The organism is Mesonia hippocampi (assembly GCF_014197445.1).
GTDB lineage: Bacteria > Bacteroidota > Bacteroidia > Flavobacteriales > Flavobacteriaceae > Mesonia > Mesonia hippocampi.
Map to the genome: position 1 here is coordinate 1 of NZ_JACIFO010000001.1, position 25,698 is coordinate 25,698.

Consider the following 25,698-nt stretch of genomic DNA (forward strand, 5'->3'; position numbering starts at 1 on the left):
CCATTCCGAACAGAGAAGTTAAGCCCGTTAGTGCCGATGGTACTGCGTATTGTGGGAGAGTAGGTCGCCGCCTTCTTTGAAACCCTTCATCATTCCGATGAAGGGTTTTTTGTTTTTATATTGTTTAGAATAAGATGGTTTTTTTATTATTAGCTTCTTAAGCTATTTTTAAAGCGGGATAGATTATGGCATAGGAATTGCCTAATATACCTCTACAATGTAAATTATTCTTATAAATAAAAATCAAGCTGTATTAATGTCAGTTTGACCAAAAATATACTATGGCGAAATCAAATTTTTTTAGTATTGACAATTTGTCACTTCAAGAGGTAAATGAGGATGCAGAATTTATTCCGTTAATGACTTCCGAGGATGAAGAAAAGATAAATAATGAAGAGCTTCCTGAGGTGTTACCTATATTACCGTTAAAAAATACTGTTTTGTTTCCGGGAGTTGTTATTCCGATAACAGCGGGTCGAGATAAATCTATTAAATTGCTTAATGATGCTAATAAGGGAAATAAAACTATAGGGGTTGTTGCACAGAAAGATAGCAGTGTTGAGAATCCTGGAGTAGAGGATATAAATAGATTGGGAGTAGTTGCTAATATTCTTAAGGTGTTGAAAATGCCAGATGGAAACATTACGGTGATAATTCAAGGTAAAAAGCGTTTTGAGATTAACGAGGTACTTACACAGGAACCTTATCTTACAGCTTCTATTTTTGAAGTAGGAGAGCTTAAGCCTATTAAGAAAGATGCAGAATTTACAACAATAGTAGAATCGATAAAGGATTTATCATTACGTATTATTAAGGAAAATCCTAATTTACCTTCCGAGGCTTCTTTTGCGATTAAGAATATTGAAAGTCCTTCATTCTTAGTTAATTTTATTTCTTCTAACATGAATTTATCGGTAGAAGAAAAACAGAAGCTATTGGCAATTAACGACCTTAAAGATCGTGCTTTAGAAACATTAAAGTATATGAATTTGGAGCTTAAAAAGCTTGAACTTCGTAACGATATTCAATCAAAGGTTCAAAATGATATGAACCAACAACAGCGCGAATATTTTCTGCATCAGCAGATGAAAACTATCCAAGAAGAATTGGGTGGAGTTTCTGCAGAAACAGAAATTGAAGAAATGCGTTTAAAGGCTAAGGATAAAAAATGGACTAAAGAGATAGGGCAGCATTTTGAAAAAGAACTTGCCAAAATGCAACGCATGAATCCACAAGTTGCCGAATATGCTATCCAACGTAATTATTTAGAGTTATTTTTAGACCTTCCATGGAATGAATTTAGCAAGGATAAGTTTGACCTGAAAAAAGCTCAACGCATATTAGATAGAGATCATTATGGGCTTGAGGATGTAAAACGTCGAATAATAGAGTATTTGGCTGTTTTAAAACTTCGTAATGATATGAAGTCGCCTATTTTATGTTTATATGGTCCTCCAGGAGTAGGAAAAACTTCTTTAGGGAAATCGGTAGCCGAAGCCTTAGGCAGAGAATATGTAAGAATTTCGTTAGGAGGATTGCGGGATGAAGCTGAAATTAGAGGGCACAGAAAAACCTATATAGGAGCCATGCCAGGAAGAATTATTCAGAGTTTGAAAAAGGCAGGAACCAGTAATCCTGTATTTGTTTTAGATGAAATAGATAAACTATCAAGTAGCCATCAAGGCGATCCTTCGTCTGCATTGCTAGAGGTTTTAGACCCTGAGCAAAACAGCGAATTTCATGATAATTTCTTAGAAGTTGGTTATGATTTATCGCGGGTAATGTTTATAGCAACTTGTAATAATTTAAGTAGCATTCAGCCAGCTTTGCGTGACCGTATGGAAATTATAAAGGTAAATGGCTATACTATTGAAGAGAAAGTAGAAATTGCTAAAAAACATTTACTTCCTAAACAAATTAAGGAACATGGTTTAACGCCTTCACAAATAAAAGTAGGAAAAACTCAATTAACCAAAATTGTAGAAGGATATACGCGAGAATCTGGGGTGCGAGGCTTAGAAAAACAGATAGCAAAAGTAGTGCGCTATGTAGCCAAAAGTATAGCACTAGAGGAAGAATATGATGTTAAAATTTATAATGAAGACCTGATAGAAATATTAGGCCCAGCAAGGTTAGAACGTGACAAATACGAAGGAAACGATGTAGCAGGTGTGGTTACAGGTTTAGCCTGGACACAGGTAGGTGGAGATATACTTTATATAGAATCTATTTTATCTGAAGGAAAAGGAAACCTGAGTATTACGGGGAATCTAGGAAAAGTAATGAAGGAGTCGGCAACCATCGCTTTAGAATATATTAAAGCACATGCTGAAGATTTTAATTTAAATCCTGATATTTTTAGTAAATACAATGTACATATTCACGTTCCAGAAGGAGCAACTCCTAAAGATGGACCAAGTGCAGGAATTACCATGCTAACTTCTTTAGTATCGTTATTTACACAGAAAAAAGTAAAGAAAAATTTAGCCATGACAGGCGAGATTACTTTACGAGGAAAAGTACTTCCGGTAGGAGGAATAAAAGAGAAAATTTTAGCAGCAAAACGAGCACATATTAAAGAAATTGTGCTTTGTGAGGATAATCGTCGCGATATTGAAGAAATAAAAGAAGATTACCTAAAAGGACTCACTTTCCATTATGTAACCGATATGAAAGAGGTAATTGCTATTGCTGTTACTAATCAAAAAGTAAAAAATCCCAAAGCTTTATAGATTATCTGTCTAAATTGTTTTAAAAAGACTGCCAAAATGGTGGTCTTTTTTTATGAGTAGTTAGTTTAAAATGATGTTATTACTGTTTTTTTAATAAAAAAATCTTATTTTTAAAGAAATGTAATAATTATGCTGGTTAAAATTTACGGTAGCGCTTTATTTGGTGTAGAAGCCACTACAATCATAATAGAAGTAAATATTGCAAAAGGTATAGGTTACCATTTAGTAGGTTTACCCGATAATGCTATTCGTGAAAGTAGTTACCGTATAGCTGCTGCATTACAAAATAATAATTATAAGCTTCCGGGTAAAAAAATAACCATAAACATGGCACCTGCCGATATGCGTAAAGAAGGCTCTGCTTACGATTTGCCTTTGGCAGTAGGTATTTTATGTGCTTCAAATCAGATAAAAGCAGAACATATAGACGATTATCTTATTATGGGAGAATTATCGTTAGATGGAAGCTTACAACCCATAAAGGGCGCATTGCCCATTGCTATACAAGCAAAAAAAGAAGGTTTTAAAGGTTTTATTCTTCCCAAACAAAATGCAGAAGAAGCCGCCATTGTAGATAAGCTAGAAGTACTAGGCGTAGAACATATTTCTGAAGTTATTGATTTTTTTGATAAAAATGTTCCTTTGTTACCTACTGTTGTTGATACACGAAAACAATTTTACGATACCTTAGAAAACGCTAGTTTAGATTTTGCCGATGTAAAAGGACAAGAATCTATAAAACGCTGTATGGAAATAGCTGCAGCAGGTGGGCATAACATCATTTTAATAGGTCCACCAGGTTCTGGAAAAACCATGTTAGCAAAGCGTTTACCCAGTATTTTACCTCCTATGTTTTTACACGAAGCTTTAGAAACTACAAAAATACATAGTGTTGTAGGTAATTTAAAAGCGCATAAAGGATTAATTGCGGCTAGACCTTTTAGGAGTCCACACCATACCATCTCTGATGTTGCTTTGGTAGGAGGCGGTAGCTACCCACAACCCGGAGAAATTTCGTTAGCACATAATGGGGTACTTTTTTTAGACGAGCTTCCAGAATTTAAACGCAGTGTATTGGAAGTAATGCGGCAACCCTTAGAAGATAGAGAAGTAACTATTTCTCGGGCTCAATTTACCATTACTTACCCTTGTAGTTTTATGCTGGTAGCAAGTATGAACCCAAGTCCTAGCGGATATTTTAATGATGGTTCGCATCCAGGAGCTTCTTCTCCGGCAGAGATGCAACGTTATTTAGGAAAAATAAGCGGACCGCTGTTAGACAGGATAGATATTCATATAGAAGTTACCCCTGTACCTTTTGATAAATTGAGCGAAGAACGTAAAGGGGAAAGCAGTACACAAATTCGAAAACGTGTGATTGATGCTCGAGAGATACAAAGCGAGCGCTTTAAAGCGATAGAAAATATTCATTACAACGCCCAAATGGGAGTTAAGCAAATAAGAAAATATTGTGTATTAGATGAAACTTCTAAAGCATTACTAAAAAATGCGATGGAACGTTTAAACTTGTCGGCTAGGGCTTATGATAGAATTTTAAAAGTAGCCAGAACCATTGCCGATTTAGAGCAAAAAGAACAAATTTTAAGCCATCACATAAGTGAAGCTATCCAGTATAGAAGCCTAGATAGAGAAGGTTGGTTGGGCTGAAAAATAACTTGTAGTTATAGACAAGCTTGCCATAAATTATCTGGCGGGAGTGGAGCTTCTAGTGTTATTTCCTCTTTTTTTATAGGATGTATAAAACTTAGTTTTCGAGCATGTAAATGGATGCTTCCATCTTTATTGCTTCGGTTAAAGCCGTATTTTAAATCTCCTTTTATGGTGCAACCTATTGCAGAAAGCTGACATCTTATTTGATGGTGCCTGCCTGTTTCTAAATTAATTTCTAATAAAGTATAGGCTTGTAGCTTTTTTATAATTTTATAGTGTAGGATGGCTTTTTTGCTATCGGGAACTTCTTTTTTATGTGCGTAAGATTTATTTTGCTTAGGATTTCTTTTTAAGTAATGTATAAGCTTATCTTCTGTTTGCAGAGGTGCTTTTTTTACCAAAGCCCAATATGTTTTTTGAGCCTTTTTATCGGCAAAAAGTTTATTTAATCGGGGTAAAGCTTTAGAGGTTTTTGCAAAAAGCACAAGTCCACTAGTGGGTCTATCTAATCGATGTACAACTCCTAGGTATACATTGCCAGGCTTGTTATATTTTTCTTTTAAGTAGCTTTTTACCACTTCACTTAATGGTTTATCGCCTGTTTTGTCGCCTTGCACAATATCGCCAGCACGTTTATTTACCACAATAATATGGTTGTCTTCATAAACTACTTGTAAATTGTCTTTGTTAGAATGTGCCAATGTTGTTAGTGCTTTAGAGTAAATTTGATATTAAGGAAGCATTATAAAATAAAAGATAAAACTCAATGTATTATTTCTGATAATCTATTTAGAATTAAGGAAAAGATATATACATAAAAACTCACCCCATTGCTAGAAAATGTTCACAATGGGGAAGTAAAAGTATGTTAATAATTTGATAAGCAGGTAATCATCTATTTTTTGAAGGAATATTTTTTTCCGTTTTAATACTGCTCTTTATCATTAGGGAAATCGCCCGATTTTACATCGGTATTATATTGCTTAAATGCATTTGTCATTTCGGTATACATGTCTAAATACCTACGTAAAAATCTTGGGTTAAACTCATGTGTCATCCCGAGCATATCATGCACCACAAGTACTTGCCCATCTACGCCATTTCCGGCTCCGATGCCAATTACAGGGATAGAAATACTTTCAGCAACTTCTTGAGCTAATTTTGCAGGTACTTTTTCTAAAACCAATGCAAAACAACCTAATTTCTCTAGCATTTTAGCATCTTCTTTTAGTTTTTCTGCTTCGGCATCCTCTTTGGCTCTAACCGTATAAGTTCCAAATTTATAAATAGATTGTGGGGTTAGCCCAAGATGTCCCATTACAGGAATACCAGCTCGTAAAATACGTTTTATCGATTCTTTAATTTCTTTTCCACCTTCAAGTTTTACAGCATGTCCGCCGCTTTCTTTCATAATACGTATAGCAGAGCGTAATGCTTCTTTAGGGTCACTTTGGTAACTACCAAAAGGTAAATCTACTACTACTAAACATCTTTCGATAGCACGTACAACAGATGAAGCATGATATATCATTTGATCTAGCGTAATAGGAAGCGTAGTTTCGTGTCCTGCCATTACGTTAGAAGCAGAATCGCCTACTAAAATTACATCGATTCCTGCACGATCTACAATTTGTGCCATGGTATAATCGTATGAAGTAAGCATAGATATTTTTTCACCTTGTGCTTTCATATCTACTAACGATTTTACCGTTACTCGCTTATATTGTTTTTTTGCTGTTGACATTTTTTTAGGTTTTAATAAGTGTAAAGGTAAGAAACTTATGTGAACTGCTACTTGTTTTTATATAATAAGCCATTTTTAGAGGCTTTTCATATTCCTTGCATTTTATAAATTGTTTGTGTTGTTATTTATGTTGTTTAGTTGAAGTTTTTGTTTGTAAATATTTGTAAATTAATTTTTTGAGTGTTTTTGATAAAATTTGAATAATCAAGTTTAGCTTATTAACTTTGTTGAAACTTTTAACGATGAATTATATTTTATTTGATGGTAATTTTCGTAACCAATTGTTACCATTTACCTATACCAGGCCAGTAGCCGATATCCGTGTAGGAATTTTAACCATTAGAGAGAAGTGGGAACATTTTTTAGAAACAACCACTTCTACCATAACCGAAGATTACCTTAGCCAACGTTGGCCACTAGTAGAGTTGGAAGAAAATATATTCATCAACGCTGCATTTTTACCTTCTACTGCTTTAGTAGCACAAATTAAGGCTTTAAAGAAAAACGAAGTGCTAATTTACGATGATATATATGTAGCTTTTAAAGCAGCGGAAGATGCCGAAGTAGACCTTGACCATTTAACCCCAGTAGATTTAACCGAGTCGCCTCTCATTATACAAAATACTTGGGATATTTTTTCTAAAAACAGCTTGGCTATTGAAGCCGATTTTAAATTAATAACTGCGGGGCGTACTTCTGCCGAAATTCCAGCCAGCGTTCATTGTTTAGGAAAAGAAAATATATTTATAGAAGAAGGAGCTAACGTGAATATGGCTTCGCTTAACGCAGAAAATGGCCCCATTTATATAGGGAAAAATGCAGAAATAATGGAGGGTTCATTGGTACGAGGACCTTTTGCCTTATGCGAGCATGCCACTCTAAAAATGGGAGCTAAAATTTATGGAGGTACAACCATTGGTCCGCATAGCAAAGTAGGCGGAGAGGTAAACAATTCGGTTATTTTGGGATATTCTAATAAAGGCCACGATGGGTTTTTAGGAAATTCGGTGTTGGGAGAGTGGTGTAATATAGGTGCCGATAGCAATAATTCTAACTTAAAAAATAATTATGCACCTGTGCGTTTGTGGGACTATGAAACAGAAGGTTTTGCAGATACAGGCCTACAATTTTGTGGGTTAATGATGGCAGATCACTCTAAATGTGGTATAAATACGATGTTTAATACAGGTACTGTAGTTGGTGTAAGTGCTAATATTTATGGAGGAGGTTTTCCTCGAAATTTTATCCCAAGTTTTGCCTGGGGAGGAAGTAGCGGAATGACAACTTATAAAACGCAAAAAGCCTTTGAAGTTGCTGAACGGGTAATGCAGCGCAGGGATATAGATTTTACTGAAGAGGACAAAAATATTTTAACCCATATTTTTGATGAAACAGAAAAATATAGAAAGAATTTTAAATAATATTATAACCATCAGTTATCTCTTTACTGGTGATTTGTAAATTTTAAGGAAGTAAGTTATCTTTTAGTAAAACGGCCAAGAAACCTATCTTTATTAGTGTCATAAACATTTTTAAGGGTAGGTTTTAGGTTTAACTTGTTACAGAATTTTTCTATTAACTCTCTAGTGCGTAACCTAAAAATATGCTTCCACCTAAAATTAATATGTTTTATTTTTTCTGGATAACTGTTTGTTTTATCAAATTACAAACCGATAAAATTGAAACTCAACTTTATCGGTTTGTAATATAGTGCTATTAAAGTAATTACTTTTTGTAGAATGGTAATTTTACAATAGTAGCGGGGATGTTTTTCTTTCTGATTTTGATAAAAATCTTGCTTCCTTGCTTATGCAAAGGTGTGTTAACATAACCTAATCCAATAGCTTTTCCGGTAGAAGGCGACATGGTTCCTGAGGTAACAATACCAATTTCGTTGTCGTTCTCATCGGTAATTAGGTAATCTTTACGCGGAATACCACGTTCGGTAAGTTCAAAAGCAATAAGTCTTCTTTTAGGACCTTCTTCTTTTTCTTTCTTTAAATTCTCAGCGTTCACAAAATCTTTAGTAAATTTTGTAATCCAACTTAATCCAGCTTCGATAGGCGAAGTAGTTTCATCGATATCGTTTCCGTAAAGGCAGAATCCCATTTCTAAGCGAAGGGTGTCACGAGCAGCAAGTCCTATAGGTTTAATATTGAAATCTTTTCCAGCTTCAAACACTTTATTCCAAATGCTTTCGGCATTATCATTTTTAAAATAGATTTCAAAACCACCACTTCCAGTATAGCCTGTTGCAGAAATAATAACATTGTCGATTCCGGCAAAAGTACCAACTACAAAATGATAAAATTTAATTTCGCTTAAATTTACATCGGTAAGTTGTTGCATGGCTTCTACAGCCTTAGGTCCTTGAATGGCTAAAAGCGAATAATCATCAGATACATTTCTTAATTCAGCATCAATGCCTTTATTTTGTTTTTCTATCCAAGCCCAATCCTTCTCAATATTAGAGGCATTTACCACAAGTAAATATTTTTCGGCTGTAAACCTATAAATAATAAGGTCGTCTACAACACCGCCTTTATCGTTAGGCATATAGGCATATTGAGCTTTGCCATCGGTTAAGGTAGATACGTCGTTAGAGCTTATTTTTTGCAATAAAGCTACCGCATTTGGTCCAGAAACGATAAACTCTCCCATGTGAGAAACATCAAAAACCCCAAGGTGTTCACGTACATTTTGATGTTCGATATTTACCCCTTCGTATTGTACAGGCATTTCAAAACCAGCATAAGGCACCATTTTGGCACCTAAAGCCTTGTGTATATGGTTTAGTGCAGTTGTTTTCATTGGTTTAATTTCTTAATAAGGTTAAAGTTGCGAAATTACTAAAATAATGCGGTAAAAAAAGCTTAAAGAAGAGTTCCTCCTTTTTCCAAATGCTTTTGTTAACTTTAAGCGCTTTTTAGCGGAATAAATTAATTGTTTTAAAATAAAAGTATGAAAATTTTTGATAGAGAACAGATATACCAAATAGATAAACAAACTATACAAAGTCAGAATATTACCCAAGATGAATTGATGGAGCGTGTAGGGACTAGATTGTTTGCATGGTTAGATGAACAATTGCCTAGCACAGACCAAAAAATAGTGCTTTTTTGCGGCGTAGGAAATAACGGAGGCGATGGTTTGGTATTGGCAAGGCTGCTATTGCTAAAAGGTTATGAAGTAACAGTGCATGTGGTTAATTTTGGTGAAGGCAGAACAGAAGGTTTTTTAAAGAATTTAGACCGATTGAAAGAAAATAAACTTTGGCCTAATTTTATTTCTGAAGATTCAGATTTTCCAACACTTCAAGAAAATGAAATTGTTATCGATGCTATTTTCGGAATAGGGTTAACCCATAGTTTATCTCCTTGGGTGGCATCCTTAGTAAAACATATAAATAAGCAAGCTGCTTATGTTATCGCAATAGATGTTCCCTCAGGATTGTTTTTAGATAAATTTCCCGATGATGACGAAGCGATTATTCAGGCAAATTTTACAGTTAGTTTTCAGTTGTATAAACTTATTTTTTTCTTACCCCAAACCGCTAAATATATAGGCGGTTTACGCTTATTAAATATAGGCTTAGATGCAGAAGCTATCCATAAATCAATGGCGAGTAAATTTCTAATGACAAAAAATGACGTATTGCCATTATATAGAAATAGGGCAAAATTTTCGCATAAAGGAAGTTATGGCCATGCGCTTGTTGTGGGAGGAAGTTATGGTAAAATAGGATGTGTTAGTTTGTCGAGTAAAGCTGCTTTACGTACAGGAGTAGGTAAGTTAACTGCTTTGGTGCCTAGTTGTGGTTATCAAATCCTGCAAACAAGTGTACCCGAAGCAATGTTGGTAACCAGTAATTTAGAAAATGAGCTTAATACCGAAAATATAGATTTTATTCCAGATGTGGTTTGCTTCGGAATGGGAGCAGGCACAGGAGAAAACGCTTATATTACTTTATTAAATTTGATAGAAGATACTAAAAATCCGATGCTGATAGATGCCGATGGCATAAACTTACTGGCAAAACATCCTGGGTTAATAGAAAAGCTTCCTGAAAAAACTATTCTTACGCCACATCCTGGAGAATTAATACGTTTGCTAGGAACATGGACAGATGATTTTGATAAATTAGAAAAGTGTAAAACATTTTCTAAAACACATAAAGTAATCATTGTATTAAAAGGAGCGCACACTATTGTAGTAGCAGAGGATAACCTTTATGTAAACACTACAGGAAATCCCGGTATGGCAACTGCAGGTAGCGGCGATGTACTTTCGGGGGTAATTACTGCTTTGTTGGCACAACAATACGACCCGTTAATGGCAAGTATTTTGGGAGTATATTTGCATGGTAAAGCAGGAGATTTGGTAGCACAACAAAATGGCTATGAAGCCTTAATAGCATCAGATATTATCGCTTACATGGGGAAAGCATTTATAAGTTTGTTTCAAGAGGAACAAAAACCCGCCAAAGAAGTTTAATATTATTTGTAAATAATGATTTAAAGATTGACTTTTGAAACCGTAAAAATATACTTATGGAAAACATACATTATATAAATAGAGGAACAATAGATATTCCTAAAATACAGGAATTACTAGCACAGAAAACAAAACTAGCTTTAAGCGAAGAAGCAAGACATGATATTGCCAAGGCAAGAACTTATTTAGATGATAAAATAGCCAATTCAGAACAGCCATATTATGGAATAAATACAGGTTTTGGTTCTTTATACAATGTGAAAATTGCCAAAGATAAACTCACTAAACTACAAGAAAATCTTGTGTTATCACATGCTTGTGGTACAGGAGATAAAGTAGATGCAACAATTGTTAAAATTATGTTGCTCTTAAAAATACAGTCTTTAAGTTATGGCAACTCGGGGATAAGCTTACAGGTGGTAGAACGTTTAATAGATTTTTATAACAACGATATTCTTCCAGTTGTTTTTGAGCAAGGCTCATTAGGTGCTTCTGGAGATTTATCGCCTTTGGCACATTTATCTTTACCCCTTTTAGGAAAAGGAAAAGTAGAGGTGGAAGGAGAAATTTTAGCTTCGGAAGAAATTTTAGCAAAACATAACTGGAAGCCTATAGCTTTACAATCTAAGGAAGGTTTGGCGCTGTTAAACGGAACTCAATTTATGAGTGCTCATGGTGTTTATGCCTTAATGAAAGCTTATAAAATTTCATTTCTATCAGATTTAATTTCAACCATATCGCTAGAAGCATACGATGGTAATAGTTCGCCTTTTACGGCTTTGGTTCACGATATACGTCCGCACAGAGGGCAAATACAAACTGCTGAACGCGTAAGAAGCTTTTTAGAAGGAAGTCAACTTATTAATCAACCTAAAAAGCATGTACAAGACCCGTATTCGTTTAGGTGTGTACCCCAAGTACATGGCGCGTCTAAAGATACATTAAGGTTTGTGCATAAGGTTGTAAAAACAGAAATTAATAGCGTAACCGATAATCCTAATATTTTTCCTGATGAAGATGAGATTATCTCGGCGGGAAATTTCCATGGGCAACCTTTAGCTTTAGCCTTAGATTATTTGGCTATTGCCATGGCTGAATTAGGAAGTATTTCAGAACGAAGAATTTATCAGTTAATTTCTGGCTTAAGAGGCTTGCCAGCATTCTTGGTAGAAGAACCAGGTATTAATAATGGCTTTATGATTCCGCAATATACTGCGGCAAGTATTGCCAGTCAAAATAAACAATTAGCAACCCCTGCGAGTATAGATTCTATTGTTTCTTCAAATGGGCAAGAAGATCACGTAAGTATGGGAGCCAATGCCGCTACAAAGCTTATAAAAGTGTTGGATAATGTAGAGCGAATTTTAGCCATAGAATTGTTTAATGCTTCACAGGCGTTACATTATAGAGAACCATTAACCTCGTCTCCTTTTATCATGAGTTTTGTAAATGCCTTTAGAACAGAAGTGCCTTTAGTAAAGTTAGATAAACTTATGGCAGATGAAATTGCTAAAGCAGTACAATATTTAGAAGGTTATCAAATAGATGAAACTTTGTTATACGATTAATACACTATAAAAAGTTTAAAAGCACCTGTTTTTATAAAAATAGGTGCTTTTTTTATTTTAAAAATAGTAAGATAGATTAGTGAAACTAGATATGCTTGTAATACTAAACTTACTTTTTTTAAGTAGGTAGAATTGTACTGAAAATAAATATCCTTAACTGTTTATTAAAGTATTAAAAGCTAGTTGTTTATTAATTTTTCGGTGTTTTTTTCTTGGTTTATGGCTTTGGTGTATCCAAAAAGCTCATGTTCCTTTATCATATCTGCAGTACTTTTAGGTAGCATTTTTTCCCAACCGGGCTTGTTTTCGTTAATCATTTTTAATACAAACCTAGAATGAATGTCCATAACATCGGGGTTGGGGTTTGTAATATCAACAACCCGCCCATTGTATTTAAAAAACTTATACAATTCTTTCATTCTTGGGTGTACTTTTAGGTTGTTGCTGTCGATAAGTCCACCGTTTTCTTTATCGATAAGCGGATATAAATAAACCTTTAAATTTCTATAAAATAATTTTCCAAAGGCTTCTAAAATTCCTCCGCTTAGGTGCCTATAGTAGCGTTCGTCAAAAATATCTACAAGGTTATTAACGCCCATAGCTAAGCCCATGCGACTTTTGGTAAAACGTGAAAGGTATTCTACCAAACGGTAGTATTCCTTAAAGTTAGAGATAAGTACTGTTTGACCTTGTGCGCAGAGCAGTTTTGCCCTGTCAAGAAAGTCTCTTTCGTCTATCTCGCCTTCGGCCCTTAAGTTTGAAAGGGTAATTTCAAAAAGACAGATGGTATTATTTTCATCTACACGTTTTTCTTTTAAAAATAAATCTAAAGATTTATGGTAGATATCCATATTAACTTTTGTTACAGGACGGAAGCTTCCTCGGAAAGCAAGTACATTTTTCTTGTATAAAACAGCTGCCGGCATTACATTTTTTGCATCTGGTGAGAACATAACTGCTTGCGTCATTCCGTTTTTAACCAATTGTAAGCTCATCAATCGGTTATCCACTTCTTTAAAACGTGGACCAGAAAAATTGATGGTATCTATCTCTATTTGGTCTTTATCGATATGGTCGTATAAGTATTTTAATAGGTTTTTAGGTTCATCGTATTTATAAAAAGCACCATAAATAAGGTTTACGCCTAATGTCCCTAAGGTATTTTGTTGTAAACGAGCATCGTTTTCGTGAAAACGAACGTGTAAAATAATATCGTTATAAGCTTCATCGGGCTTTACTTGAAAGCGTAAGCCTACCCAACCATGACCTTTGTAATTCTTTTTAAAATCGATGGTAGCTACTGTATTGGCGTAACTAAAAAAAAGTTTATCGGGGTGCCTGTCGCGATTTATACGTTCTTCTATTAAATTTATTTCATGCGAAAGCATTTTTTTGAGCCTAGATTCGGTTACATAGCGTTTATCATCTTCAATCCCATAGATAGCATCGCTAAAATCTTTATCGTATGCACTCATGGTTTTAGCAATTGTACCCGAAGCGCCTCCAGCTCTAAAAAAATTTCTAACCGTTTCTTGTCCTGCACCAATTTCTGCAAAAGTGCCGTAAATATTTTTGTTAAGGTTAATTCTTAAAGCTTTACTCTGTATAGAAGGGACATTCTCAAACTCTCTATCCCCCATAATGGTTATTGGCATGCTTGCGTTTTGTTTTTAATAGTAGTTATTCAAAAATACGCATTTGCTCATTAAACATGAAATAATATATTTACTTTTGTAGGAAAATATTTTATTTGTGAAAATCCGTTTTTTAGGAACAGGCACCTCACAAGGAATTCCCGTTATTGGGAGTAATCATCCTGTTTGCCTTAGTACAAATCCCAAAGATAAACGCTTACGTGTATCGGTATTAATAGAAATAGATAGCAATACTTATGTAATAGACTGTGGTCCTGATTTTAGGCAGCAAATGTTACGGCATGATGTTAAGCAATTAGATGCAGTATTGTTTACGCATGAGCATAATGACCATGTGGTAGGACTAGATGATGTGCGTCCGTTTTCACATAAACAGGGCGAAGTAACCATATATGCACAAGAACGTGTGATTGTAGACCTTAAAAAACGCTTTGCTTATGTTTTTCAGGAAAAAGATCGTTATCCAGGAGCTCCTAAAATAATGGTGAATGAAGTAGGAACAGCCGTTTTTAAGCTAGGAAACCTAGAAGTTACGCCTATACAGGTGCTACACGGTAAATTGCCCATTTTAGGTTATCGGATAAAAGATTTTGTTTATATAACCGATGCCAAAACAATAGCAGATACTGAATTAGAGAAACTTAAAAATGTAGAGGTTTTGGTGGTAAATGCCCTGAGAAGAGAGCCACACCATTCTCATTTTAATTTATCGGAAGCTTTAGCTTTTATCGAGAAAGTAAAACCAACGAAAGCTTATTTAACCCATATAAGCCATTTAATGGGTTTTCATGAAGAAGTAGAGAAAGAATTACCAAAAAATGTATTTTTGGCTTACGATAACTTAACAATAACACTTTAAAAACTATTTACGTGAGAAAGCATATTTTTTTATACCTATTTTTATTTGCTGTTTTATACATTGTTTTTCAGTATACCAATGCCTCTAAAGGCTTAGAACGCCAAAGTAAAAAGATAGAGAAGCTAAAAGAGCAAGTAAATGACCTGGAAACAGAAAAAGCAGCTTTGCAATTAAAAATAGAGGATATGAGCGGATTTAGCTTAGCAACCAACGATAAAGCTCGTGCTTTTTATGAGGATTTAGGCTATAATATTACTGCCATAGAAAAAACAATAGAAAGCAAGATAATAGGCAACAATAAAATTGATGCAGATAATGCTTTAATTCCATATACAGGGATGGAAGGGCATATCCGCGTAAACCGAATAAAAGTACTTAACCATAAATGGGTACTGGTTGAATTTACCGATAGTGTTTATTGGGGTGAAGCTATTATTGCTTACGTGTTTGATAAAGAAGGTAAACTTGCGTTAGATACTAAAGAAGCTTTTTTATACCCGCGTTAAGCCGTTTTTAGCAACCAATTTTTTAAATCGGAAAAATTCTGAGGGCAAACCCCATGTCCTACAGGATATTCATGGTATTCGTGAGTAATGTTAAGCGCTGTTAGAAAAGGCTTTATTTTACGAGCCCAATCTACAGGAATTACCTGGTCTACACTTCCGTGAGAAGCAAAAATAGCAAGGTTTTTGTACGAATTATCTCTGAATGATTTATTAAAAATTTCACTATCTATATATCCGCTTAAAGCAATAACACGTTGTACTTTTTGTGGAGCAGAAAGCGCAGCAGCATAACTCAAGATAGCCCCTTGGCTAAAACCTAAAAGCGTGACTTTATTGGCATCGGCATGGTAATGTTCTACCACTTCGTCTATAAATTTTAGAATACGTTTTCTAGAGGCGATGGCTTGCTCGTTATTGGTAAATTTATTTTGGTCGGCATCAAAATTTATTTCATACCACGCATTTCCGTAAGGCATTAAGCTTAGTGGAGCTTTGGCAGAAACAATAAGGTATTCTTCTGGCAGTTCTGATGCGAAGGAAAATAAATCATTTTCATTACTTCCATACCCGTGTAGCATTATTATTACTGGTGCTTTGGTAGTTGTATTCTTGGAAGGTTTTACGAGGTGCTCGAGTGTTAAATTTTTAGTTGTCATTAGCCAATAGTTTTAAACCATTTTTGAAAGTATTCTCCTAACAGCGGAACAATTGTTTTGCGGTTTTGTAAAGCTCCTGTAAACCCATAAGCCCATAGCACAAAAGAAAAAATCCAAAAAGGAATGGTGATAAGCCAAGAGTCAAAACCGCTGATAAGTGCTAATACTAAAAAGTAAACAATATGTATTCCTATAGCTTGGCGGATATGGAAACTGGCAAATGTGTTTTTAGTTTCGCTATTCATCGATATTGCAATAATAGTTCCTACAAAAGTGAGGTAAGCAGCTATGGCTGTTGATTTTCCTTCTTTTATTTGTTGTTGCTGAGGTTGCTGCGTCATGTTAATTTAGCGTAAGGCTGTTGTTTGCAAAAATACCGATTGCTTTTCCTGTAAGTTTTTCATCTTTAAAGATGGTATTTTTGGAGGATGATAAGATGTTTTCTGGGGTAAAGGTGTAATTTTCGGTAGGAGAAAATAAACTGATTTCTGCTTTTTCACCTACTTCTAATTTTGGTTCGGTTATGCCAAAACGAGTACGTCCTTTAGTAAGAAGGTCTATTGCTTTTTCGGTTCCTACAAGTTTATTTAGAATTCCAAAAGCACATTCTAGACCAATACTTCCGTAATTGGCTTGTTCAAATTCTACCTTTTTTTCTTCGATAGTAGTAGGGAAGTGGTCTGTGGTAACCATATCTATAGTACCATCTTTTATTCCTGCTAAAAGCGCAAGCCTATCTTCTTCTGTACGTAAAGGCGGTAAAATTTTATAGGCGCTATCAAAACCAATTATTTCTTTATCTGTATAATATAGGTTAGCAATAGCCACACTGCAACTTACATCAAGTCCTTCTAATTTTGCTTGCTTGATAAGGTTAACCGAAGAAGCGGTAGATATGGTAGGAATGTGTAATTTCCCACCAGTGTATTTTAAAATATATAAATCGCGTGCGATTTGTAATTCTTCCGCAAGGTTAGGAATTCCCGATAAACCAGCGTTGGTACTGCTAATGTTTTCGTTTACACAAGCCGTACGAGCAATGGCATTTTCTTGCGGGAAAGATTGTATTAGCCCGTTAAAACCTTGTGTGTATTGTAAAGCTAACTTTAAAAGGTTAGGATTTTGTATGGGTTGTTTATAATCGTAAAAAGAAATAGCACCATGTTGCTGCATGTCGTATAATTCGGCTAAATCTTTACCAGCTCCATTTTTAGTTAAATTTCCAATAGGAAATAATTCTACCCCAAATAAATGCGTTTTGTTTTTAAGATAACTTATACTCGACCCCGTATCTGGAGCAGGATGGCTGGTTGCATTTAAACCGATGCTTGTATAACCGCTTTTTGCCGCAGTTTGCATCCCATTGTAAAGTGTTTCTCGGTCTTCATAGCCAGGTTCTCCAAACGATACACTGCTATCTATCCAACCTAACGAGAGGTGTAAATTTTGGTAGGTTACTTCCTGAGTGTTTTCTGTTAAAGAAATATTTTTTTCTATAGCCTTAATTGTTCCGTTTTCTATAAGAATATCAAGGGTTTTGTTATGATATTTACTTGATGGGGCGATGATGGTTGCCGATTTTATTAAAATCTTCAAAGCACTCAGTTTTTGGATTAATATATGGTTATTTCAGCAATTTTAGCAAAGCTACTTCTGCTAGTAAAAATATTAGGGCAAAGATAATAAACCATTTCCAAATGTTGTTTATTTTATCAGCATTTACCAACACATTTGCAAATGTGTTTATCGAAGTGTTTAGTTCGGTGTTTTTAAGAGTGGTGTAAGTTAAGTTACTTTCTGTTCGGTCGTAGTTAAAGCTAAGCTTAGCGATGTCCTGCTGGTCTAACTTAACCTTATATATACCTGCTTCTTGCGGTAAGTCTTGGGTGGTAACTACTATTTTATCGTTGTGTTTTTGTTGTAGCGGGATAAATGTTGCTGTATTTAACGCTAAGCTGAGTACGTTCTCGGGATTACTGTTTTCTGGCGGAGTAATTAAGATATTATTTTGCTTATTAATAAGGTAGTAAAGTTGTGGTTGTATTGTACTTGTTTTTGCCATATTATAAAAAACTGGAACAATTAATGGCGATTGTGTAAAATTGCTATTTTCTGGAGTTAACGCACTGCTAAAAACATAAACCTTATTTGTGGAGCTGCTTAAAAAAGCTTGATGATTTTGGTACGAAAGAATTTTTTCTGATGGATTTTTAAAGGTATAGGAATGTTTAACCGTTGGATAATCAAAATTTTCTATGGTTTTGCTAAAGACATCTTGAAAAATAGGATGCGAAAAATTAAGTTGAGTAACTTTTACATCGTTCAACTCTTGGAGTGCGTATGGGCTATGTTGTAAACCTGAAAGCAGTAGGTTGTAGCTGTCTTTTTTTATGTTACTAGAAGGAATAATACATAAAGCCCCTTTTTTATCTTTATGAGTAACAAGTAATTGTGCTAAGCTTGGTGGTATTTTGTTTAGGTTGTTTAGGATAATGAAATTAGCTTCGGAAAGTTCTTTGTAATTTACATTTTTCTCAGTGTATGTTTTTACTGAAAATTCTTCGAGGTTGGCATAAATTCGTTTTAAAAAAACAGGATCTTTATTGCTAATAATGGCTATTTTTATAGATTGTTTTTTTGGGGTATTAAAATAGATGCTGTTATCGTAGGTTAGGCCATTATCTTCTAGGCTAATTTTACCATTCTCAACGCCATTTTCGGGTAAGCTTATGCTAAGTAGTTGTTCTTTTTTTGTAGCAAAACTAAAACTGTTTTTAGCAAAAGGGGTATCACCATCATAAAGGCTTAGGTGGTATAATTGCTTGTCTAATTGGTTGCTGCTTAATTTAATGTTAAGTTGATGGTTACCTTCTTTAAAATAAACAGTATCTATCGCAATATTATGTGTGTTTTCGGGCTTTTTAACAATATAATGTACCTGATAAAGGCTATCGGTTACTGGGATGTTTTTTGTTATGTTTTCTTGGAAATCTGAAACCGCCACAAAATGCTTTTCGGTATTACTATTTTTAGAAAATAAGGTGGTTGCTTTTAGAAAGGCGTTATTTATAGCTGTTTTTTTTGAAGAGAAGCTAGTTTGTAAAAGTTCTTCTTTTATTTTTTTTAAGTTGGTGTTTTTATAAGTATTGCTATTGGTAATAAGGCTAAGTGGGTAATCTTCGGGGAAACTTTGTAATAACTCTTGAATGCTCTCTTCTAAAAGAGAGCTGCTTTTTCCTTGTAATTGCATGCTAAAAGAGTTGTCTAGGTATATTACAAGTTCCTTTTCTTTTTTAGAGGTTAGCTCGGTTACCAACGGGAAATACGGCTGAGCAAAAGCAATAATTATACAGGCTAAAGCGGCTAAACGTGTACATAAAACAAGCCATTTTTTTAATTGCCTACTTTTACGGCTTTGGGTATTTACCTTTTTTAAAAACGCAACATTACTAAAAATTTCTTTTTTAAATTTTCGTAATTGAAATAAGTGGATAAGTACTGGAATTAGCAGTAAAAAAAGCGCATAGAGAACCTTAGGGTATAAAAACTGCATAGTTGATTTTAATTTCTAAAATACGTCAAATATACAATTTTGTATATCTTTTTAGGGTTTTCGTTTAGGCAGTTTTTTTCTGCGAATATTTCTGTATGCTAAACTTAAAGCTGGTTTCCTGACCTTCGCGTGATTCTACGGTAATTTTACCACCTAAACCTTCTACAAGTTTTTTTACGGTAGAGAGTCCTATGCCGTTGCCTTTTCGGCCATTTCTATCTACCGAAGTAGCAATGGAAAATAAATCAAAAATACTATCTTTTTTATCTTCAGGAATTCCTACTCCATTATCGGTAACCGAGAAGTAATAATAATGTTGATCTTTAGAAAAATTGAGGCTGATGATAATTTTATTTTTATCATTATACTTTAGGCTGTTGCCTATGAGGTTGATGAAAATTTGCTCTAAGGCTATTTTATTTACTTTTATTACGGGGTTTTCTTCTATAAAGTTTATTTCGCATTCTTCTTGGATATGAAATAAATCGATAACTTCTTCCAACAGGTGATTAACATCTATTTCTTCAACATTGTTTTTGTCGGCAATTTTATCGGTTTCATAGTGGGTTAGAATGCTAGAAATATAATCGCTTAAGGTAAATGATGCTTGTTTAATGTAATCTAAGTGTTTTTTACCTTGAAAATCCAACTGTTTATCGTATTGCGCTTTTAGTAAATCGATGGTTAAAATCATGTTGGAAAGCGGCATTTTCATGTCATGCGATACCGTACCTGCAAAATTCTTAAGCAGTTCATTTTGCTTATGTAATTCTTCTTTAGCCTTTGTTAAGGAAGAGTTTTTTTTACGCAATTCAAATAATAGCATTACCTGCTGTGCTAAAGCTTGTAATGATGTTTTTTGCGCATCGGAAAGTTGGTTAGGTTTATGGTCGATAACACATAAGGTTCCTAATGCAAGGTTTTCTTTATTTACAATGGGTATGCCACAATAATAGTTAATTTTAGGGTTTAATTTTTCTAAGAGTGGGTTTTTGTCAAATTCTTTTACCTCGGTAATGTTTTTGTATTCTGTAATTTCATTTGGGTTGTTAATTACATGAGCGCAAATAGAGTGTTTTCTGTCAGATTCGCAAAAATTAATCCCAAAAGCTGCTTTTGCCCATTGCCTGTTTTTATCGATTAAATTAATAAGTACAATCGGCATTTTGCTAATTTCTGCAGCAATAAGTGTTATGTCATCATAGGCTTTTTCTGCGGGAGTATCTAAAATTTCTAAACGTTGTAATGCCTCAAGTCGCTCTTTTTCGTTGATTGGGATTTGGGGTATTTCCATAATAATCTGAAATCAGAAGGTTAGTTGCTTACTAAAATAAAGAAAAATTTTAAATATGTATATAAAATCTTAAAAAAGTTAAACTAAAGTTAAAGAAAATATAATTAGAACCTTTCAAAAACTCCAAGTCCAAAAAGTGCAAAATCGTATTTTACAGGGTCGTTAGGGTCTAATTTTCTTAAATTAGTGTCTAGCTCTAGTAAAGCTTTAGCATCGTTCTGCTTGCGCGTTAAAAGCCCTAATTTTCTCGCTACATTTCCGCTATGTACATCTAACGGACAAGAAAGTTGGGAAGGGGCAATGGAGTTCCAAATCCCAAAATCTACGCCATTGTTATCTTTTCTTGCCATCCAGCGTAAAAACATATTTATGCGTTTTGCTGCTGAACCTTTGTGAGGATCAGAAATGTGTTTTGTAGTTCTTTGTGGATGTGGGATTTCAAAAAATATTTTTTTAAACTCGTGGATGGCTATTTGCGTAGAGCTTGCAGAGCTATAGGTTTTAAACACACTCTCTAAGCCTTGGTGTTTTTTATAAATGTGCTGTAAGGCTTCTATAAAATAAATAAAATCTGTTAAATTAAAAGTTCGGTGAACAAAATTTTCTAGTTGTTGTAGGTCTTTTTTGGAGTGGTTTATCACAAAATCTGCAGGAGAATGATCTAAAAGCGTTAACATCCTGTGTGCATTTTTAATAATACTTTTTCTGTTTCCCCAGGCAATAGTAGCGGTTAGAAAGCCTGCTATTTCTATATCCTCTTTTCTTTTGTATAAGTGCGGAATTTGTATTGGGTCGGTTTCTATAAACCGAGCTTGGTTGTAAACAGTTACTTTATAGTCTAAAAAGGCTTTTAATTCGGTGGTTTTCAATTTTCAATTATTTTTCCGTCTTTCATTACGAGCTTTCTATCGGCCATATCGGCAAGTTTTTTATTATGGGTTACAATAACAAAAGTTTGCCCAAACTCTTTTCGTAGCTTGAAAAACAACTGATGTAGATTTTCTGCCGATTCAGAGTCTAGGTTTCCCGAGGGTTCATCTGCCAAAATAACAGCTGGATTATTAATAAGAGCTCTAGCTACAGCTACGCGTTGCTGTTCACCTCCACTTAAGGCATCTGGTTTATGGTTTTTTCGGTCTGCAAGCCCTAAAAAATCAAGTAATTCCGAAGCTCTTTTTTCGGCTTCAACCTTAGGGGTGTTGTGGATAAATGCAGGAATACACACATTCTCTATTGCTGTAAATTCGGGTAAAAGTTGGTGAAATTGAAAAATAAACCCAATATGTTTGTTTCTAAACAGCGCAAGCTCTTTTTTAGAAAGTTTGTGTAGGTTTATATTGTTGATTTTTAATGAAGTATCGTTTCTTTTATCTGGAAAATCTAAGGTGCCTAAAATTTGTAGCAAAGTGGTTTTTCCTGCTCCAGAAGCACCAACAATAGAAACAATTTCTCCCTTTTTTATATGCAAGTTAACATCGTTTAAAACATGTAAGTTTTCATAATGTTTATGTACGTGTTTTATGTTGATCATAGTTTATGAGTTCTGTAAGTCGGTTTCAAAAATAACGTATTTATGTTAATTTTAGTCTTTAGAATTCTAAAAACAAGTTTGGAGAGCTTTTTGCTTTAGTTATGTTATGGAAAATAATAAACTTGAAACAGCAACTTTTGCAGGCGGATGCTTTTGGTGTACCGAAGCCGTTTTTAAACGTATAAAAGGTGTGGAACGTGTTTTACCTGGTTATACCGGAGGAGAAGTTAAAAACCCGTGTTATCGAGAGGTTGCTATGGGGCTAACCAACCATGCTGAGGCAATACAAATAAAATACAACCCAGCTCTAATAAGTTATCAGCAGTTATTAGCGGTATTTTTTGCAACACACGACCCTACAACACTTAATAGACAAGCAAATGATGTAGGTAAACACTACCGAAGTGCTATTTTTTACCATAATGATAAACAATATGAAATAGCAAAACGAGTTATTAAGGAGTTGAACGCTACTATTTATAATCATAAAATTGTTACAGAACTAACGCTTGCGAAGCCTTTTTATAATGCAGAAAGTGAACATGTAGATTATTATGATTTAAATAAAGAGCAGCCGTATTGCCAAGCAATTATAAATCCAAAAATTAATCTATTACTAACTCGGTTTAAAAGCGTGTTAAAATAATTTTAAAGGTAAATATTTCATGAAAGAAAATAGAAAAAAGAAACTTTTATGGCAAGGGCTGTTGTACGATGCTATAGGGATGCTAACCATGGCAATTCCTGTTGTTGGTCCAGCTTTAGATATTTTGTGGGCACCTTATGCGGGGTCTCAAATGCTTAAAATGTATCCTAACAAAAAAGGTAAAATAGCTTCTGTCATTGTTTTTATAGAAGAAATTTTACCTTATACAGATTACATACCTACATTTACTATAATGTGGATATATACATTTATTTTTGCTAAAAATGCTGAAAATTTTGACGATGATAAAACTATCGATATCAAAATGAATGATGATTAAATATCATCATCATCATTTAAATCAGGAGCTTCTGGAAGGTCTACAATTGGTTCTTGTAAATCATCTTCATCGTATTGATCCTCATCATAATTAGCCATACTTTGCTCTAAACGTGTACTTATTTTTACCAGATAAATACTATCTGTAGTACGAACTTCAACAGCTTCAACAGTTTCGTTTTTAGCATTTTTAAATGTAATAATATGGTTGTCATCATACCCGTCAGGATATTTTTCAACCAAAAGCCCTAGAATTTCTGGGGTTAATTTTTTGTAATCTACAATTACTCGTTTCATATGGGGTATTTAGGTTGTTGTTTAGTGTAAACCTCGAAGCAAATATGAAAAAAGTTTCTAAAACAGCCTAGATGAAAAAATAATTTTTACTTCTTCTTAAAGTTAAGTTTTTCTATACTTGCTAAGCTGTCGCAATTTACAATGGTTGCCCTTATTGTTTTTTGTTTATAGTTATGGTCTATAAGGTAAGTGTTGCAGGTGTCTGTATTGGTAATACTGTTTTTAAAATCTACATCTCCATTAGTAAGAAGTTCAGACATATAGGTGGTATCTATTGCTTGCTGATTTAAAAAAGCCAAGCTTTGAGTACTAAAATGTTTAGGTTTTGTTTTAATGTTTTTTAAAACCCTTGCATTAGGTGTATAATCGCAAGAAGCATTTTTTCCGTTAAGGAAAAATAAAAGGAGAATAATACCAATTAGAAAGCCACCTAAATAGTAAGCTAAACGTTTTATAAGACTCATAAGTATTTAAAAAATTAAAAGATTAATATCACGATAGGTTAAATTAAACCAATCTGCAATAGATTTATGGGTTAAAATACCGTGGTAAAAATACAAACCGTTTCGTAAATCTCGGTTAAAGCGGAGGCTGTTTTCTATGCCTCCTTCTTCGCCAATATGTAATATGTAAGGCGTAAAAATATTACTTATTGATATAGAGGAAGTTCTGGGGTATCTGGAAGGAATGTTAGGAACGCCGTAATGAAAAACATTATGTTTTTTTATAAAAGGAGCATCGTGCGAGGTAACTTCTGAAGTTTCGAAACAACCGCCCATATCTATGCTAACATCAATTACCACAGCGTCACGTTTCATTTGTTCTACCATATCTTGTGTTACAATAATAGGAGAGCGGTCTTTACCGCGTACAGCTCCAATTACTACATCGGCTCTTTTTAGGGCTTTTGACAGGTTTTTGGGCTGTATGGTAGATGTGTATATACCGCCTAGGTGGTCGTGAATGCTTCTTAGTTTAGTTAAGGAATTATCGAAAAATTTAACGTTTGCCCCTAGGCCAAGTGCTGCTCTTCCTGCAAATTTCCCTACGGTTCCGGCGCCAATTATAACCACCTCGAGCGGAGGTACGCCGCTAATGTTCCCAAACATTAAACCACTTCCTTTTGGGCTAGCTAATAATTCTGCTGCAATAAGTACCGCTGCGGTTCCCGCAATTTCGCTTAAGGCTTTTACGGCAGGGTAGCTTCCGTCTTCATCTTTAATAAACTCAAAGGCTAATGCTGTAATTCGTTTTTCGGCAAGGGTTTTAAAATAATCCTTTTTTTGTGTTTTTAGTTGTAAAGCACTTATAATGGTACTTTGCGGATTTATGTATTGAAGTTCTTTTTGGGTAGGCGGCTCTACTTTTAAAATCATGGGGCAAGCAAAAACCTTAGCCGTGTCTAGGGTGATTTCGGCACCTGCTTCGCTATAATCTTTATCAGAAAAGTTCGCGTTGGCACCAGCTTTACTTTCTATAAGAATACGGTGCCCATGCGCTGTTATGGCAGCAACGGCATCTGGTGTAAGGCAAACTCGTTTTTCTTGATAAGAGTTTTCTTTAGGAATTCCTATATACAGTTTTCCTTTAGCGCGCTGTATTTCTAAAGTTTCTTCCTGCGGAATCAATTCAGACTTACTAAATGGGGTATTGGGAATACTCATGAGTTGTGCCGTTGAAATTGTTTTACAAGGTATAAAAAAATGTTAATAAAATAAAATATTAGTTTATCGTAATGTTTTTTATAGAAATGTTTCTTTCGGTAATGTTTGTAGGGACTTCGGTAATTTTAATTTCAGTATAAGTGTTGGGTAGGAGGTTTTCTATTTTTTCTGGCCATTCAATAAAAACATAGTTTGGGCTGTAAAGGTATTCTTCGAAACCAATATCATAGGCTTCTTCCTCATTATCTATTCGGTAAAAATCAAAATGATAAATAAGCCCGTTGGGGTATTGATATTCATTAACCAACGAGAATGTTGGACTAGAAACGCTATCGGTAGTGCCTAATTGTTTTACAATTTCTCTTAATAGTGTTGTTTTTCCAATACCCATCCTGCCATAAAAAGCAAAAACTTTGCTGTTGGCTTTTTCTAAAATCATTTTAGCTATTTTAGGGAGTTCGTCTAGATTGTATTGTTCTTGCATTTTAT

At 34.4% G+C, this 25,698-nt stretch carries 24 protein-coding genes and 1 rRNA gene; 10 read left to right on the top strand and 15 right to left on the bottom strand.

Going from position 1 to position 25,698, the window contains the following annotated elements; all coding sequences use genetic code 11:
- The 3 genes from rrf to GGR32_RS00010 form a co-directional block, all read left to right on the top strand.
- Positions 1 to 76, top strand: a 5S ribosomal RNA gene (gene rrf, locus GGR32_RS12120); the annotation flags it as partial.
- Between the two features lie 205 nt (positions 77 to 281).
- Entirely contained in the window at positions 282 to 2,732 is a 2,451-nt protein-coding gene (gene lon / locus GGR32_RS00005) for an endopeptidase La (RefSeq protein WP_183475392.1), read from the top strand.
- 129 nt (positions 2,733 to 2,861) lie between these two features.
- Positions 2,862 to 4,400 (top strand): YifB family Mg chelatase-like AAA ATPase, encoded by a 1,539-nt coding sequence (locus GGR32_RS00010; RefSeq protein WP_183475393.1) that lies wholly within the window; start codon positions 2,862 to 2,864, stop codon positions 4,398 to 4,400.
- Positions 4,401 to 4,414: 14 nt separating this feature from the next.
- On the opposite strand, the gene GGR32_RS00015 is transcribed toward GGR32_RS00010, so the two are convergent.
- Both GGR32_RS00015 and panB read right to left on the bottom strand, forming a co-directional pair.
- Complete coding sequence (locus tag GGR32_RS00015; RefSeq protein WP_183475394.1) at positions 4,415 to 5,104, bottom strand: RluA family pseudouridine synthase; 690 nt, start codon at positions 5,102 to 5,104, stop codon at positions 4,415 to 4,417.
- A gap of 224 nt (positions 5,105 to 5,328) precedes the next feature.
- The gene (panB, locus tag GGR32_RS00020) at positions 5,329 to 6,147 is read right to left on the bottom strand and encodes a 3-methyl-2-oxobutanoate hydroxymethyltransferase (RefSeq protein ID WP_183475395.1); all 819 of its coding nucleotides are present in this window, start codon (positions 6,145 to 6,147) and stop codon (positions 5,329 to 5,331) included.
- Positions 6,148 to 6,389: 242 nt separating this feature from the next.
- Between panB and GGR32_RS00025 the strand changes: the two genes are divergently transcribed.
- On the top strand, positions 6,390 to 7,568 hold the full coding sequence (locus tag GGR32_RS00025; protein WP_183475396.1) for a GlmU family protein: 1,179 nt from the start codon (positions 6,390 to 6,392) through the stop codon (positions 7,566 to 7,568).
- 304 nt (positions 7,569 to 7,872) lie between these two features.
- Here GGR32_RS00025 and gcvT read toward each other — a convergent pair whose 3' ends face one another.
- The gene (gene gcvT, locus GGR32_RS00030; RefSeq protein ID WP_183475397.1) at positions 7,873 to 8,958 is read right to left on the bottom strand and encodes a glycine cleavage system aminomethyltransferase GcvT; all 1,086 of its coding nucleotides are present in this window, start codon (positions 8,956 to 8,958) and stop codon (positions 7,873 to 7,875) included.
- A gap of 150 nt (positions 8,959 to 9,108) precedes the next feature.
- Between gcvT and GGR32_RS00035 the strand changes: the two genes are divergently transcribed.
- Positions 9,109 to 10,641 carry an NAD(P)H-hydrate dehydratase gene (locus GGR32_RS00035; protein WP_183475398.1) on the top strand — a complete coding sequence of 511 codons (1,533 nt, stop codon included), beginning with the start codon at positions 9,109 to 9,111 and terminating at the stop codon, positions 10,639 to 10,641.
- Positions 10,642 to 10,697: 56 nt separating this feature from the next.
- Positions 10,698 to 12,209 (top strand): histidine ammonia-lyase, encoded by a 1,512-nt coding sequence (gene hutH, locus GGR32_RS00040; protein ID WP_183475399.1) that lies wholly within the window; start codon positions 10,698 to 10,700, stop codon positions 12,207 to 12,209.
- A gap of 179 nt (positions 12,210 to 12,388) precedes the next feature.
- Here hutH and GGR32_RS00045 read toward each other — a convergent pair whose 3' ends face one another.
- Positions 12,389 to 13,864 carry a TonB-dependent receptor gene (locus tag GGR32_RS00045; RefSeq protein WP_183475400.1) on the bottom strand — a complete coding sequence of 492 codons (1,476 nt, stop codon included), beginning with the start codon at positions 13,862 to 13,864 and terminating at the stop codon, positions 12,389 to 12,391.
- A gap of 97 nt (positions 13,865 to 13,961) precedes the next feature.
- Between GGR32_RS00045 and GGR32_RS00050 the strand changes: the two genes are divergently transcribed.
- Both GGR32_RS00050 and GGR32_RS00055 read left to right on the top strand, forming a co-directional pair.
- A complete protein-coding gene (locus GGR32_RS00050) occupies positions 13,962 to 14,723 on the top strand; it encodes an MBL fold metallo-hydrolase (protein WP_183475401.1) in 762 nt (253 codons plus the stop codon).
- Between the two features lie 11 nt (positions 14,724 to 14,734).
- Positions 14,735 to 15,229, top strand: a complete 495-nt coding sequence (locus GGR32_RS00055) for a hypothetical protein (protein WP_183475402.1) — start codon at positions 14,735 to 14,737, stop codon at positions 15,227 to 15,229.
- Here GGR32_RS00055 and GGR32_RS00060 read toward each other — a convergent pair.
- The 7 genes from GGR32_RS00060 to GGR32_RS00090 all read right to left on the bottom strand — a co-directional run bounded on the left by GGR32_RS00060 (position 15,226) and on the right by GGR32_RS00090 (position 22,263).
- Entirely contained in the window at positions 15,226 to 15,885 is a 660-nt protein-coding gene (locus tag GGR32_RS00060) for an alpha/beta hydrolase (protein ID WP_183475403.1), read from the bottom strand. The genes GGR32_RS00055 and GGR32_RS00060 overlap by 4 nt on opposite strands.
- The gene (locus GGR32_RS00065; RefSeq protein WP_183475404.1) at positions 15,885 to 16,226 is read right to left on the bottom strand and encodes a hypothetical protein; all 342 of its coding nucleotides are present in this window, start codon (positions 16,224 to 16,226) and stop codon (positions 15,885 to 15,887) included. The genes GGR32_RS00060 and GGR32_RS00065 overlap by 1 nt, the downstream gene beginning before the upstream one ends.
- Before the next feature lies 1 nt (position 16,227).
- A complete protein-coding gene (locus GGR32_RS00070; RefSeq protein WP_183475405.1) occupies positions 16,228 to 17,481 on the bottom strand; it encodes a dihydroorotase in 1,254 nt (417 codons plus the stop codon).
- Positions 17,482 to 17,509: 28 nt separating this feature from the next.
- Positions 17,510 to 19,438, bottom strand: coding sequence for a vWA domain-containing protein (locus tag GGR32_RS00075; RefSeq protein WP_183475406.1), 1,929 nt, complete (start codon positions 19,436 to 19,438; stop codon positions 17,510 to 17,512).
- 64 nt (positions 19,439 to 19,502) lie between these two features.
- On the bottom strand, positions 19,503 to 20,732 hold the full coding sequence (locus GGR32_RS00080; RefSeq protein ID WP_183475407.1) for a sensor histidine kinase: 1,230 nt from the start codon (positions 20,730 to 20,732) through the stop codon (positions 19,503 to 19,505).
- A gap of 104 nt (positions 20,733 to 20,836) precedes the next feature.
- Positions 20,837 to 21,601: a TIGR02757 family protein gene (locus GGR32_RS00085; RefSeq protein ID WP_183475408.1), complete on the bottom strand. Its 765-nt coding sequence runs from the start codon at positions 21,599 to 21,601 to the stop codon at positions 20,837 to 20,839.
- Positions 21,598 to 22,263: an ABC transporter ATP-binding protein gene (locus GGR32_RS00090; RefSeq protein WP_183475409.1), complete on the bottom strand. Its 666-nt coding sequence runs from the start codon at positions 22,261 to 22,263 to the stop codon at positions 21,598 to 21,600. Before GGR32_RS00090 ends, GGR32_RS00085 begins: the two co-directional genes overlap by 4 nt.
- A 106-nt stretch (positions 22,264 to 22,369) precedes the next feature.
- On the opposite strand from GGR32_RS00090, the gene msrA reads away from it, so the two are divergent.
- Complete coding sequence (gene msrA / locus GGR32_RS00095; protein WP_183475410.1) at positions 22,370 to 22,909, top strand: peptide-methionine (S)-S-oxide reductase MsrA; 540 nt, start codon at positions 22,370 to 22,372, stop codon at positions 22,907 to 22,909.
- Between the two features lie 19 nt (positions 22,910 to 22,928).
- A complete protein-coding gene (locus GGR32_RS00100) occupies positions 22,929 to 23,249 on the top strand; it encodes a hypothetical protein (RefSeq protein WP_183475411.1) in 321 nt (106 codons plus the stop codon).
- Here GGR32_RS00100 and GGR32_RS00105 read toward each other — a convergent pair.
- The 4 genes from GGR32_RS00105 to tsaE all read right to left on the bottom strand — a co-directional run bounded on the left by GGR32_RS00105 (position 23,246) and on the right by tsaE (position 25,693).
- Entirely contained in the window at positions 23,246 to 23,545 is a 300-nt protein-coding gene (locus GGR32_RS00105; RefSeq protein WP_183475412.1) for a hypothetical protein, read from the bottom strand. The two genes, GGR32_RS00100 and GGR32_RS00105, sit on opposite strands and share 4 nt — an antisense overlap.
- A gap of 86 nt (positions 23,546 to 23,631) precedes the next feature.
- Positions 23,632 to 24,009 (bottom strand): hypothetical protein, encoded by a 378-nt coding sequence (locus GGR32_RS00110; RefSeq protein ID WP_183475413.1) that lies wholly within the window; start codon positions 24,007 to 24,009, stop codon positions 23,632 to 23,634.
- 6 nt (positions 24,010 to 24,015) lie between these two features.
- Positions 24,016 to 25,209 (bottom strand): alanine dehydrogenase, encoded by a 1,194-nt coding sequence (locus GGR32_RS00115; protein ID WP_183475414.1) that lies wholly within the window; start codon positions 25,207 to 25,209, stop codon positions 24,016 to 24,018.
- Positions 25,210 to 25,267: 58 nt separating this feature from the next.
- Positions 25,268 to 25,693, bottom strand: coding sequence for a tRNA (adenosine(37)-N6)-threonylcarbamoyltransferase complex ATPase subunit type 1 TsaE (gene tsaE / locus GGR32_RS00120; RefSeq protein ID WP_183475415.1), 426 nt, complete (start codon positions 25,691 to 25,693; stop codon positions 25,268 to 25,270).
- Between the last annotated feature and the right edge of the window lie 5 nt (positions 25,694 to 25,698).